This window comes from Streptomyces sp. NPDC059037, assembly GCF_042740015.1.
GTDB lineage: Bacteria > Actinomycetota > Actinomycetes > Streptomycetales > Streptomycetaceae > Streptomyces.
In genome coordinates this window covers 22166-34698 of sequence record NZ_JBHYIG010000068.1, presented here as the reverse complement: position 1 = coordinate 34698, position 12533 = coordinate 22166, and the positions used below count along the sequence as shown (strand labels likewise).

At 69.6% G+C, this 12533-nt stretch carries 9 protein-coding genes and 1 pseudogene; 3 read left to right on the top strand and 7 right to left on the bottom strand.

Annotated elements, in window-relative coordinates; genetic code table 11:
- Positions 1-410 (top strand): annotated as a pseudogene (locus ACFWY6_RS16730) (Na+/H+ antiporter); the annotation flags it as partial.
- A 21-nt stretch (positions 411-431) separates the two neighbouring features.
- On the opposite strand, the gene ACFWY6_RS16725 reads toward ACFWY6_RS16730, so the two are convergent.
- Positions 432-1523 carry a mechanosensitive ion channel family protein gene (locus ACFWY6_RS16725; protein ID WP_384690394.1) on the bottom strand — a complete coding sequence of 364 codons (1092 nt, stop codon included), beginning with the start codon at positions 1521-1523 and terminating at the stop codon, positions 432-434.
- 30 nt (positions 1524-1553) lie between these two features.
- Between ACFWY6_RS16725 and ACFWY6_RS16720 the strand changes: the two genes are divergently transcribed.
- Complete coding sequence (locus tag ACFWY6_RS16720) at positions 1554-2123, top strand: dienelactone hydrolase family protein (RefSeq protein ID WP_266868000.1); 570 nt, start codon at positions 1554-1556, stop codon at positions 2121-2123.
- Positions 2124-2127: 4 nt separating this feature from the next.
- Here ACFWY6_RS16720 and ACFWY6_RS16715 read toward each other — a convergent pair whose 3' ends face one another.
- The 5 genes from ACFWY6_RS16715 to ACFWY6_RS16695 all read right to left on the bottom strand — a co-directional run bounded on the left by ACFWY6_RS16715 (position 2128) and on the right by ACFWY6_RS16695 (position 8469).
- The gene (locus tag ACFWY6_RS16715) at positions 2128-3636 is read right to left on the bottom strand and encodes a protein kinase (RefSeq protein WP_384690390.1); all 1509 of its coding nucleotides are present in this window, start codon (positions 3634-3636) and stop codon (positions 2128-2130) included.
- Between the two features lie 51 nt (positions 3637-3687).
- On the bottom strand, positions 3688-5349 hold the full coding sequence (locus ACFWY6_RS16710; RefSeq protein ID WP_384690388.1) for an alkaline phosphatase D family protein: 1662 nt from the start codon (positions 5347-5349) through the stop codon (positions 3688-3690).
- Positions 5350-5507: 158 nt separating this feature from the next.
- Positions 5508-6326 carry a thioredoxin domain-containing protein gene (locus ACFWY6_RS16705; protein ID WP_384690385.1) on the bottom strand — a complete coding sequence of 273 codons (819 nt, stop codon included), beginning with the start codon at positions 6324-6326 and terminating at the stop codon, positions 5508-5510.
- Positions 6327-6371: 45 nt separating this feature from the next.
- Positions 6372-7055, bottom strand: coding sequence for a hypothetical protein (locus ACFWY6_RS16700; RefSeq protein WP_384690382.1), 684 nt, complete (start codon positions 7053-7055; stop codon positions 6372-6374).
- 85 nt (positions 7056-7140) lie between these two features.
- Positions 7141-8469 carry a DUF2252 domain-containing protein gene (locus ACFWY6_RS16695; RefSeq protein WP_384690379.1) on the bottom strand — a complete coding sequence of 443 codons (1329 nt, stop codon included), beginning with the start codon at positions 8467-8469 and terminating at the stop codon, positions 7141-7143.
- 190 nt (positions 8470-8659) lie between these two features.
- Between ACFWY6_RS16695 and dnaE the strand changes: the two genes are divergently transcribed.
- Complete coding sequence (dnaE, locus tag ACFWY6_RS16690; RefSeq protein WP_384690376.1) at positions 8660-12199, top strand: DNA polymerase III subunit alpha; 3540 nt, start codon at positions 8660-8662, stop codon at positions 12197-12199.
- Between the two features lie 79 nt (positions 12200-12278).
- Here the strand turns inward: dnaE and ACFWY6_RS16685 are convergent, their stop codons facing one another.
- Positions 12279-12467 (bottom strand): hypothetical protein, encoded by a 189-nt coding sequence (locus tag ACFWY6_RS16685; RefSeq protein WP_266868012.1) that lies wholly within the window; start codon positions 12465-12467, stop codon positions 12279-12281.
- Positions 12468-12533: the final 66 nt, after the last annotated feature.

The window sequence follows — 12533 nt, the reverse complement described above, 5'->3', positions numbered from 1 at the left end:
TGGTCCAGGGGCTCACCCTGCCCTGGCTGGTGAAGAAGCTCGGCGTGCGCGCGGACACCGACGTCGAGCGGGCCATCGAGCGGGAGCTCGCCGTCCGTGCCGCCAAGGCGGCCAAGCGCAGGCTCAAGGAGATCGAGGAGGTCGAGGAGCTGCCGGAGGACGTCCAGGAGCGGCTGCAGCGCGGGGCGTTCGACATCGGGGCCCGCATCAGCCCCGACATCGTCGACGACGAGCGGCGGGAGCGGTACGCCAAGCGCGTCGACCGGCTCAAGGCGGTCCAGCGCATCCAGCGCGAGATGATGTCCGCCGCCCGCCACGAGGTGCTCGCGGCGCGCAGCGAGCCCGGCGCCGACCCCGAGATCGTCGACCGCGTCCTGCACCATCTCGACGTACGCAGTCTGCGTCCCTGAGGCCCGGCCCCGGACGGGGTGTCAGCCCCGGCCCGTGCGCGGGACGATCGGCGGGGCCGGATGCGGACGTTCGCCGTCCGGCGGCAGTTCGGCCCAGGCCGTGTTGACCCGCGGCAGCGCGTAGGGGTGCTGCTCGGCCAGCCACTGGATCAGCTGCTCGCGCACCGTGACCCGCACCGTCCAGATGTCGTCCGCGTCCTTGGCGGTGACCAGGGCGCGCACCTGGATCGTGTTCGGCGTCGTGTCCGTGACCGCGAGGCCCCAGTCCCTGCCGTCCCAGGCGCCGCACTCGCGCAGGATGTCCCGGAGCTGCTCGCGCATCTCCTGCACGGGCGCGCTGTGGTCGAGCTGGAAGAAGACCGTGCCGGTCATCTGGGCGCCGCCGCGCGACCAGTTCTCGAAGGGCTTCGACGTGAAGTACGACACCGGCATCGTGATCCGGCGTTCGTCCCAGGTCCGCACCGTGAGGAAGGTCAGCGTGATCTCGTCGATCGTGCCCCACTCCCCGTCCACCACCACGGTGTCCCCGAGCCGCACCATGTCGCCGAAGGCGATCTGCAGGCCCGCGAAGAGATTGCCGAGCGTGGACTGCGCGGCGACGCCCGCGACGATGCCGAGCACGCCCGCCGACGCGAGCAGCGACGTGCCCGCCGCCTGCATCGCGGGGAAGGTCAGCAGCATCGCGCCGATGGCCACCACACAGACGATCGCGGTGACCACCCGCTGGATGAGCGTGACCTGCGTCCGCACCCTGCGTACCCGGGCCGGGTCGCGGTGGGCGGCGGCGTAACGCGCGTACGAGGATTCGACGACGGCCGCCGCGATGCGGACGAGCAGCCACGCCATGGACCCTATGAGCACCAGGGTGAGCGTTCTGCCGATGCCCGCCGAATGGTCCTCGGCGATCTCTGCCTGGTCGTAGAAGCCGCGCAGCAGGGCGACGCAGAGGACGACTTGGAGCGGCAGCCGGCAGCGGCGCAGGAGGCCCCACACGGGGGCTTCGGGGTGCCGGGCGTCGGCCCTGCGCAGCAGCACGTCGGCGAGCCACCCGACGGCCAGCGTGAGCACGACCGAGCCGCCGACCACGATCAACGGACGCAGTACGTTCTCCATGCCTCAGAGGGTAGGTGGCACGATGGCCTCATGAACATCGTGCTTTTCCATTCGACGTACGGGCTGCGGCCCGCGGTGCACGCGGCGGCCGACCGGCTGCGCGCGGCGGGGCACCAGGTGTGGACCCCCGATCTCTTCGAGGGGCGCACCTTCGACACCGTCGAGGAAGGCATGGCCTTCAAGGAGGAACTCGGCAAGGACGAGCTCCTGAAGCGGGCCATCCTGGCCGCGGCGCCCTACTCCGAGCGGGGTCTCGTCTACGCCGGGTTCTCCTTCGGCGCCGCCACCGCGCAGACGCTCGCGCTCGGCGACGACAAGGCGCGCGGTCTGCTGCTCCTGCACGGCACCTCCGACATCGCGGAGAGCGCCACGGTGGACGAGCTGCCGGTGCAGCTGCACGTCGCCGAGCCCGACCCGTTCGAGACGGACGACTGGCTGAGCGCGTGGTACCTGCAGATGGGGCGGGCCGGGGCCGACGTGGAGGTCTACCGCTACGCGGGCGCCGGGCATCTGTACACCGACCCCGACCTGGACGACTACGACGCCGAGGCGGCGGAGTCGACCTGGCGGACGGCGCTGGGCTTCCTGGAGACCCTCTGAGGGTTCACGCGCGCGTGCAGCGCCCCACCGGGGCGCTCACCGGCGGCTTGCACTGCAGGCCGTAGTCATCGCCGCTGGAGCTGAGATACCGCCCGACGCAGGTGTCGCCGCTGGTCTTGCCGCGCTCGGCACAGAACCGCAGGGCGGCCCGGCCGTCCGCGAAGGGCCCGGGAGCGTAGATCACCCAGAAGCCGGGCCGCAGCGATGCGTAGTCGTCGCTGCGCACATACGCGGCCTCCGGCACGTCCTTGCGCACCGCCGCGAGCCTGCGGTCGCGGGCGGCCTCGCCCGAGCCGACGGGCTCGGAGAAGAGCTGGGCGATCCAGCCCGATGCGGGCGGGGCGGCGGGAGAGGTCGCCGGCGGCGTGGTCGGGCCCGGGCGCTTGCCGCCCTTGTCCTCCTCCCCCTCCCCGCCCGTACCGGCACCGCCCCGCAGCGCGAGCACCAGCGCGGCGCCGGCCACCAGGGCGAAGGCCACGGCAACCGCCGCGACGATCACCGGCGTACGTCTGCGGGGCTCGGCGGGCGGCGGGTCCACTGTGGCGGCGGGCTGTCCCACGGGGGTGGAGATTGGTCCCACAGGGGTGGAGGTTGGCCCCACGGGGGTGGAGGGCGCTCCCACGGGGGTGGCGGGCCGCTGCGAGATCGCCGTCGGCTGCCACGTGGTCCCGTCCGCCACCGCGGCGAGCATCGCGTCGAGCCGGTCCGCGTCCGGGCGCAGTGCCGGGTCCCGCACCAGGAGGGCGCCCAGGACCGGAGCGAGCGGTCCGGAGCGGGCCGGCGGCGGCACCGGGGAGTCGAGCACGGCGGCGAGCGTGGCCAGTGACGTGCCGCGGCGCAGCGGACTGACGCCCTCCACGGCCACGTACAGGACCAGGCCGAGTGACCACAGGTCGCCTGCCGGACCCTCGCCGGTGCCGCGGATCCGCTCGGGCGCGATGTACTCCGGAGAGCCGATCAGGTCGCCCGTGGCAGTGAGTTGCGTGGAGCCGCTCAGCGAGGCGATGCCGAAGTCGGTCAGGACCACCGAGGGCGTGCCTCCCGCGTCCTGCGGCGATCGCTCCCGCAGCAGGACGTTGGCCGGTTTGATGTCCCGGTGCAGGATGCCCGCCGCGTGCGCGACCCGCAGGGCCGACAGCAGCTCGCGGCCGATGCGCGCCGCTTCGCGCGGCGCCAGCGTCCCCTCCTCCAGGAGGTCCTGGAGGGTGCGCCCCGGCAACAGCTCCATCACCAGCCACGGGTGCGGGGACGCGGGAGTGTCGAGGATCTGGTGGATCGTCACCACATGGGGGTGATTGAGCCGGGCCAGCGCGCGGGCCTCGCGCAGCACCCGCTCCCGCAGGACGCGCGACTGCTCGGCCGTCAGCTCGGGCCCCGCGGGCCGCACCTCCTTGATGGCCACCTCTCGGTGCAGCACGGTGTCGCGCGCCCGCCACACCGTGCCCATGCCTCCGCTGCCGAGCCGCTCCAGCAGCTCGAAGCGCCCGTCGATCACGTCCCCCTGGCCACTCATGGCGCAAGAGTAAAGGGCGGCAGCGCCATCCCGTGAGCCGGTCGTCTGAGGTCAGCGCACCGGGGCGTCGGTCCGCTCGACCTTCTGGGTGCCGCTGAGCGTGCGGTACGAACGGGCCCACTTCGACGTCGCCTTGGGGTCCTTGCGGTCGGACAGGACGTAGTAGTCCATCTGCGAGCGCTCGGCCGTCACGTCCAGGACGCCGTAGCCGTGCGAATCCATGTCCAGCCACTTCACATGGCGGTTGGCCGCCTTGATCGCGCCCACCGCGACCAGCGAGAGGGTGTGCGGGGCGACGTGCAGCATGTCGTCCACGTTGTCGGAGGTCACGGACGTGACCACGAACTCCGTGGCCGCGGACGGCGATCCGGGGTACGTGGCGGCCTTGACCGGCACGTCGTTCGCCCAGGCCATGTGGATGTCGCCGGTGAGGAAGACGGTGTTGCGCACGGCCTTGTCGACCAGGTGCGCGATGAGTTCCTTGCGGTCGTCCGTGTAGCCGTCCCACTGGTCGGCGTTGATGGCGAGGCCTTCCTTGGGCAGGCCGAGCAACTCCGCGAGGGGGCCGAGCAGATGGGCCGGCACGGACCCGAAGGCGACCGGCGAGATCATCACCGAGGTGCCGACCAGCTTCCAGGCGGCGTCCGAGGAGGCCAGGCCCGCCTTCAGCCAGTCGAGCTGGGCGCGGCCCGTGAGCGTACGGTCCGGGTCGTCGACGTCACCGCTGCCGAAGCCCGCCTGCTCGGAGCGGAACGAGCGCAGGTCGAGCAGGTGCAGATCGGCCAGCTTGCCGAAGCGCAGACGGCGGTAGACGGTGCCTTCAGTAGAAGGGCGTACGGGCATCCACTCGAAGTACGCCTGCTTGGCGGCCGCCATGCGCTGTGCCCAGTCGCCCTCGGTCTCGGGGGAGTGGTTCACCGCGCCGCCCGACCAGGTGTTGTCGGCGAACTCGTGGTCGTCCCAGATCGCGATCACGGGGTGCGTCGCGTGCATCGCCTGCGCGTCGGCGTCGGTCTTGTGGACGCCGTGCCGGGTGCGGTAGTCGGCGAGCGTGATGATCTCGTGCCGCGGCTCGTGCTGTCGTACGACGTACTTGGCGGCCGGGTACTCGCCGGTCGGGTACTCGTAGAGGTAGTCGCCGAGGTGCAGGACCGCGTCGAGTTCGGTGCGGGCCGCGAGATGGCGGTACGCGGAGAAGTAGCCGGCCTCCCAGTTGGCGCAGGAGACCACGCCGAACCGGACGCCGGGGGCGGCCGCGTCGTGCGCGGGGGTGGTGCGGGTGCGGCCCACGGGGGAGTGCGTGTCGCCCGCGGAGAAGCGGAAGTAATAGGCGGTGGCCGGGCGCAAGCCTCTTACGTCCGCTTTGACCGTGTGGTCGGACGCGGCCCGCGCGGTGGATCTCCCGCGGCTGACTGTCCGGGTGAAGCCTTTGTCCTCGGCTATCTCCCAACTCACCTCGGTGTCAGGCCCCTTGCCGGACCCGGGCGTGGCCTCCGGCACGGGCGTCACACGGGTCCACAGCAGCACACCGTCGGGCAGCGGGTCGCCGGAGGCCACCCCGTGGTGGAAGGCGGGCCCATCGGCGGCGTGCGCGGAGGGGGCGGCGGCGAGCGGGGCCGTGAGGACCGCGGTGGCGGCAGCGGCCTTGACGACCGTACGGCGGCGCGGGTTCGAGGAGTTGAGTGGCGTCTGGGCGCTGTTTCGACTGGTCACGGGCGATCACCTTACTGATCAGTAATCGCGAAAAGCGGGCGACCTGTAAAAGTTCGCCCGCTCTTCCGCCAACAGCCGCTCAGCGTGCGGCTTTTGCGCCGGTTCAGCCCTTGGCCGGTCGTTGGTCAGCCGTTGATCAGCTGTTGTTGAGCCGTTGGTCAGCCCTTGAGTGCCGCGTCGATGGCCTTCTTGTACTCCTCGACCGTCGAGGGCGCGTTCTTCTGGTCGGCGCCGGTCAGCTTCTTGCCGTCCATGACGAAGGAGGGCGTTCCGTCGACCTTGTCCTTGTTGTCGTCGAACTTCTTCGACATCTCGATGGCCCAGCGGTCGTACGTGCCGTCCTTGACGTCCTTCTTGAAGGACGCGCTCTTCTTGAGCTCCGGGACCTCGTTCGCGATCTTGAGGAGGTACGAGTCCTCCTTGAACTTGTCGGAGGTCTCCGCCGGGTGGTTCTCCTTGGAGAACAGCGCCTTCTTGTAGTCGACGAACGCCTGGTCGCTCACGTTCAGGGCGGCACCGAGCGCGCTGAGCGCGTTCTTGGATCCCTCACCGGTGAGGTTGCGGTCCAGGAACGAGGCGCCGATGAACTGGATCTTGTACTTGCCGTCCTCGACGTCCTTCTCGACGGTCGGGCCGACGGTCTGCTCGAAGCTGGCGCAGATCGGGCAGCGCGGGTCCTCGTAGACCTTGAGGGTCTTCTTGGCGCTGTCCTTGCCGATGACGACCGTCGTGCCGTCCGTGCCCGAGGAGTTCGCGGGCTTGACCAGCTTCTCGTCCTTGGCGGCGTCCCAGTGGCTGGGCTTGTTGGCCTGCATGACGGCGTAGCCGACGCCGCCGGCGATCGCCAGGACGGCGATGACGGAGATGCCGACGATCGTCTGCCGCTTGCGCTTCTCGCGCTTGCGCTCGGCTTCCTGCTGGGCGCGGATCCGCTCGCGGGCCGCCGACTTGGCCGCCTGGCTGTTGCGCTTGCTCATGATGATGTTCTCCGTAGGGGGTTACGTACGTGGGGACGGTCGTGCTCAGGCGAAGGCGGCCGAGCACGGCGGTCCACGCCGTCCCACGAAGTGCACGAGCGGCCGCGTACGCGCGACCGTGACCCGGCGGGCCGGGCGCGGCAGGCGGCGTACGGGCCGCGGCCGGATACCCACCGCGGCGACCGCGATCAGCAGCGGCCGGAAGGTGGCGGCGGTCACCGCGCGAAGGAGCTGGGCCAGGGCGCGCTCGCCGCGCCGCAGCCAGACCGCCGCGAGCAGGCCGACGCCGATGTGCGCGGCGAGCAGCAGCCAGGCGGTGCGCGGATCGGTGTCGGTGAGCAGGACGGCGGCGCGGTGCCCATCGCCGCCGGCCATCCGGGCCAGGGGGGTGCCGACGCTGCCGCCGCACAGCACGTCGAAGCCGACCGAGCGCAGCGGTCCCGCGACGGGGCCGCCCGCCTGTCCGTAACAGACGTGCTGTCCGGTGGTGAACACCGTGTCGGCGGCCAGCTCCAGCGGGATCAGCAGCGCGGCGATGCGGAGACAGCCGCGTTCACGCCCCGCGAGCGCGTACGCGATGACGAAGACACCCGCGGCGATCGCGGCGACCGTGGCAAGCGGCAGCGGGGCGCGGGACAGCAGAACGTGCGACGCGGCGGAGAGCATCACGACGAGCGCCGTGAAGAGCGCCGCGCGCACGGCTCTGAGGTGGGTCCCGGATATGTCCATCGCGCAAGCGAGTGTGCCATGCGCTTCTGTAGGACAGCCCTAAAGGGTGCCTATGAATTGCACGGGGGGCACGCCGCCCGTCGGCCTACAGGCCGGGGATCCGGCCGTTGCGGAACAGGTCGACGAAGATCTGGTGGTCGCGGCGGGCGCGCGCGCCGTACTCGTGCGCGAAGTCCACGAGCAGATCCCCGAAGCCGTCCTCGTCGGCCGCGATGGCGGCGTCGATCGCGCGCTCCGTGGAGAACGGCACCAGGTCGGAGTGGCCGCTCTCGTCGTCCGCCGCCGCGTGCATGGTGGCCGTGGCGCGGCCCAGGTCGGCGACGACCGCGGCGATCTCGTCCAGGTCGTCGATGTCCGACCAGTCCAGGTCCACGGCGTACGGGGAGACCTCGGCCACCAGCTGACCCGCGCCGTCCAGCTCGGTCCAGCCCAGCCACGGGTCGGCGTGCGCCTGCAGCGCGCGCTGCGAGATGACCGTGCGGTGGCCCTCGTGCTGGAAGTAGTCGCGGATCGCGGCGTCCGTGATGTGCCGCGAGACGGCCGGGGTCTGGGCCTGCTTGAGGTAGATCACGACGTCGTTCTCCAGCGCGTCGCTGTTGCCCTCCAGAAGGATGTTGTACGAGGGCAGACCCGCCGAGCCGATGCCGATGCCGCGGCGGCCGACGACGTCCTTCACGCGGTAGGAGTCGGGGCGAGCGAGCGAGGACTCCGGCAGCGTCTCCAGATAGCCGTCGAAGGCGGCGAGGACCTTGTAACGGGTCGCCGCGTCCAGCTCGATGGAGCCGCCGCCGGAGGCGAAGCGGCGCTCGAAGTCACGGATCTCCGTCATCGACTCCAGGAGCCCGAAGCGGGTCAGCGAACGCGCGTCGCGCAGCGCGTCCAGGAGCGGGCCCTGGGCGGTGTCCAGGGTGAAGGGCGGCACCTCGTCGCTCTTGGCGCCCGTCGCCAGGTCGTGGATCCGCTCGCGGTAGGCCGCGGCGTAGATCCGCACCAGGTCGGTGATCTGCTCGTCGCTCAGCGCCTTCGTGTAGCCGATCAGCGCCACGGAGGCGGCGAAGCGCTTCAGGTCCCAGGTGAAGGGCCCGACGTACGCCTCGTCGAAGTCGTTCACGTTGAAGATCAGGCGGCCCTGGGCGTCCATGTACGTGCCGAAGTTCTCCGCGTGCAGGTCGCCGTGGATCCACACCCGGCCCGTGCGGTCGTCCAGGAAGGGCCCGCCGTGCTGCTCGCGCTCCAGGTCCGCGTAGAACAGGCAGGCCGTGCCGCGGTAGAACGCGAAGGCGGAGGCGGCCATCTTCCGGAACTTCACCCGGAACGCGGCGGGGTCCGCGGCGAGCAGCTCACCGAACGCGGTGTCGAAGACGGCGAGGATCTGCTCGCCGCGCTGCTCAGCGGTGGGCTGCGGGACCGACATCGCGGGGTGCCTCCAGGTAACAGGTGGTGCCAGGTGGTGCATGACATTTGGGACAGGTGCTCCGTCCTGTCCAACGCTCGACGGTACCCCCGAGTGCCCGCCGCTTGTCAGTGCCGCGGATTAGACTTCCACGCTGTCCCCCCAGACTGCCCGCAGCCTGTCACCCACCGTTCTCCGGAGGCCTCCCGCCGTGACCAAGCCGCCCTTTACGCACCTCCACGTCCACACCCAGTACTCGCTCCTGGACGGTGCCGCGCGGCTGAAGGACATGTTCAACGCGTGTAAAGAGATGGGCATGTCGCACATCGCCATGTCCGACCACGGCAACCTCCACGGGGCGTACGACTTCTTCCACTCCGCGCAGAAGGCCGGCGTGACGCCGATCATCGGCATCGAGGCGTATGTGGCGCCGGAGTCGCGGCGCAACAAGCGGAAGATCAAGTGGGGGCAGCCGCACCAGAAGCGTGACGACGTGTCCGGTTCCGGTGGTTACACCCACAAGACGATCTGGGCGGCGAACAAAACCGGCCTGCACAACCTGTTCCGGCTCTCCTCGGACGCGTACGCCGAAGGCTGGCTCCAGAAGTGGCCGCGCATGGACAAGGAGACCATCTCCCAGTGGTCGGAGGGCCTGATCGCCTCCACCGGCTGCCCCTCCGGGGAGCTCCAGACCCGCCTGCGCCTGGGCCAGTACGAGGAGGCCCGCAAGGCGGCGGGCGAGTACCAGGACATCTTCGGCAAGGACCGTTACTTCCTGGAGCTGATGGACCACGGCATCGAGATCGAGCGCCGGGTCCGCGACGACCTCCTGAAGATCGGCAAGGAGCTGGGCATCCCGCCCCTGGTCACGAACGACTCGCACTACACCTACGCCCACGAGTCGACCGCGCACGACGCCCTGCTCTGCATCCAGACCGGCAAGAACCTCTCGGACCCGGACCGCTTCCGCTTCGACGGGACGGGCTACTACCTGAAGTCGACGGACGAGATGTACGCCATCGACTCCTCGGACGCCTGGCAGGAGGGCTGCGCCAACACCCTGCTGGTCGCCGAGCAGATCGACACCACCGGGATGTTCGAGAAGCGCGACCTGATGCCGAAGTTCGACATCCCGGAGGAGGGCTACACCAACACCACCTGGTTCAAGGAGGAGGTGCGGCGCGGCATGGCCCGCCGCTATCCGGGAGGTGTCCCCGACGACCGGCAGAAGCAGGCCGAGTACGAGATGGACATCATCATCCAGATGGGGTTCCCGGGGTACTTCCTCGTGGTCGCCGACTTCATCATGTGGGCCAAGAACAACGGCATCGCGGTGGGTCCGGGGCGTGGCTCCGCGGCCGGTTCGATCGTCGCGTACGCCATGGGCATCACCGACCTCGACCCCATCACGCACGGGCTGATCTTCGAGCGGTTCCTCAACCCCGAGCGCGTCTCGATGCCCGATGTCGACATCGACTTCGACGAGCGCAGGCGCGTCGAAGTGATCAGGTACGTGACCGAGAAGTACGGCGCCGACAAGGTCGCCATGATCGGCACGTACGGCAAGATCAAGGCCAAGAACGCGATCAAGGACTCCGCGCGCGTGCTCGGCTATCCGTACGCGATGGGCGACCGCCTCACCAAGGCCATGCCCGCCGACGTCCTGGGCAAGGGCATCGACCTCTCCGGCATCACCGACACCACCCACCCGCGCTACAGCGAGGCGGGCGAGATCCGGGGGATGTACGAGAACGAGCCGGACGTGAAGAAGGTCATCGACACCGCGAAGGGTGTGGAGGGCCTGGTCCGGCAGATGGGCGTGCACGCCGCCGGCGTGATCATGTCCAGCGAGCCGATCATCGAGCATGCCCCGGTCTGGGTGCGGCACACGGACGGCGTGACCATCACGCAGTGGGACTACCCCCAGTGCGAGTCGCTCGGCCTGATCAAGATGGACTTCCTGGGCCTGCGCAACCTCACCATCATGGACGACGCCGTGAAGATGGTGCGGTCCAACAAGGGCATCGACCTGGAGATGCTCTCGCTCCCGCTGGACGACCCCAAGACGTACGAACTGCTCTGCCGCGGTGACACGCTCGGCGTCTTCCAGTTCGACGGCGGCCCGATGCGCTCGCTGCTCCGCCAGATGCAGCCCGACAACTTCGAGGACATTTCCGCCGTCTCGGCCCTGTACCGGCCGGGCCCGATGGGCATGAACTCGCACACGAACTACGCGGAGCGCAAGAACGGCCGCCAGGAGATCACGCCGATCCACCCGGAGCTCGAAGAGCCCCTGAAGGAGACGCTCGGCCTGACCTACGGCCTCATCGTGTACCAGGAGCAGGTGCAGAAGGCCGCGCAGATCATCGCCGGTTACTCGCTCGGCGAAGCCGACATCCTGCGCCGCGTGATGGGCAAGAAGAAGCCCGAGGAGCTGGAGAAGAACTTCGTCCTCTTCCAGGCGGGCGCCAAGGAGAAGGGCTTCTCGGACGCCGCGATCAAGGCCCTGTGGGACGTCCTTGTCCCGTTCGCCGGATACGCGTTCAACAAGGCGCACTCATCGGCGTACGGCCTGGTCACCTACTGGACCGCCTACCTCAAGGCGAACTACCCGGCCGAGTACATGGCCGCGCTGCTCACCTCGGTGAAGGACGACAAGGACAAGTCGGCCATCTACCTGAACGAGTGCCGGCGCATGGGCATCAAGGTGCTGCCGCCCAATGTGAACGAGTCCGTGCACAACTTCGCCGCCCAGGGCGACGACGTGATCCTCTTCGGCCTGGAGGCGGTCCGCAACGTCGGCACGAACGTGGTCGAGTCGATCATCCGCTCGCGCAAGGCGAAGGGGAAGTACACCTCCTTCCCCGACTACCTCGACAAGGTCGAGGCCACCGCCTGCAACAAGCGGACCACGGAGTCGCTGATCAAGGCGGGCGCCTTCGACACCATGGGGCACACCCGCAAGGGCCTGACCGCGCAGTACGAGCCGATGATCGACAATGTCGTCGCGGTCAAGCGCAAGGAAGCGGAAGGACAGTTCGACCTCTTCGGAGGGGGCGACGACGGCGGTGACGAGCCGGGCTTCGGGCTCGACGTGGAGTTCTCCACCGACGAGTGGGAGAAGACGTATCTGCTCGCCCAGGAGCGGGAGATGCTCGGTCTGTACGTCTCCGACCACCCGCTCTTCGGCCTGGAACACGTCCTGTCGGACAAGGCCGACGCGGGCATCGGACAGCTCACCGGCGGCGACTACTCGGACGGCTCGATCGTCACCATCGGCGGCATCATCTCCGGCCTCCAGCGCAAGATGACCAAGCAGGGCAACGCCTGGGCGATCGCCACCGTCGAGGACCTCGCGGGTTCCATCGAGTGCATGTTCTTCCCCGCGACCTACCAGCTCGTCTCGACCCAACTGGTCGAGGACGCCGTGGTGTTCGTCAAGGGCCGCCTCGACAAGCGCGAGGACGTGCCGCGCCTGGTGGCGATGGAGCTCCAGGTCCCCGACCTGTCGAACGCGGGCACCAACGCGCCCGTCCTGATCACCATCCCGACGGTGAAGGTGACCCCGCCGATGGTCAGCCGCCTCGGCGAGATCCTCAGCCACCACCGGGGCAACAGCGAGGTGCGGATCAAGCTCCAGGGGGCGCAGAAGACGACGGTGCTGCGGCTCGACCGGCACCGGGTGCAGCCCGATCCGGCCCTTTTCGGTGACCTGAAGGTGCTGCTCGGCCCGTCCTGCCTGGCGGGGTAGCACCTGGCCCACCGCATGAAGCATGAAGGGGCGCCCCCGGACGCCCGGGGGCGCCCCTTCATGTGTGCCTGCCTGTACGTCAGTTGTGGCCGAAGCGGCGCTGGTGCTTGCGGGCGACCTCGGCGGGGCTGCCCTGCGACTGCACGGCGTCCTTCATCCTCGACTCGGCCTGCTCCGCGGACGTCTTCGCCTGCTCGCCCGCCTGCTCGGCGGCCGAAGCGCGACCCCGGTCCGAGACGCCGGTCTTGCGGTGCTGTTTCTTGGCCATTGTGATCTTCCTCCTGAGGGGGATCTAGGGGCCAGGACGGGACCAGATTCACATATGGCGGCAAAC

Excerpts from the sequence above, each read along its gene's own strand:
- ACFWY6_RS16715 (WP_384690390.1), bottom strand. The coding sequence starts at position 3,636 with ATGAGTGGCCAGGGGGACGTGATCGACGGGCGCTTCGAGCTGCTGGAG.
- ACFWY6_RS16685 (WP_266868012.1), bottom strand. The coding sequence starts at position 12,467 with ATGGCCAAGAAACAGCACCGCAAGACCGGCGTCTCGGACCGGGGTCGC.
- ACFWY6_RS16705 (WP_384690385.1), bottom strand. The coding sequence starts at position 6,326 with ATGAGCAAGCGCAACAGCCAGGCGGCCAAGTCGGCGGCCCGCGAGCGG.
- ACFWY6_RS16695 (WP_384690379.1), bottom strand. The coding sequence starts at position 8,469 with ATGTCGGTCCCGCAGCCCACCGCTGAGCAGCGCGGCGAGCAGATCCTC.
- ACFWY6_RS16720 (WP_266868000.1), top strand. The coding sequence starts at position 1,554 with ATGAACATCGTGCTTTTCCATTCGACGTACGGGCTGCGGCCCGCGGTG.
- ACFWY6_RS16725 (WP_384690394.1), bottom strand. The coding sequence starts at position 1,523 with ATGGAGAACGTACTGCGTCCGTTGATCGTGGTCGGCGGCTCGGTCGTG.
- ACFWY6_RS16700 (WP_384690382.1), bottom strand. The coding sequence starts at position 7,055 with ATGGACATATCCGGGACCCACCTCAGAGCCGTGCGCGCGGCGCTCTTC.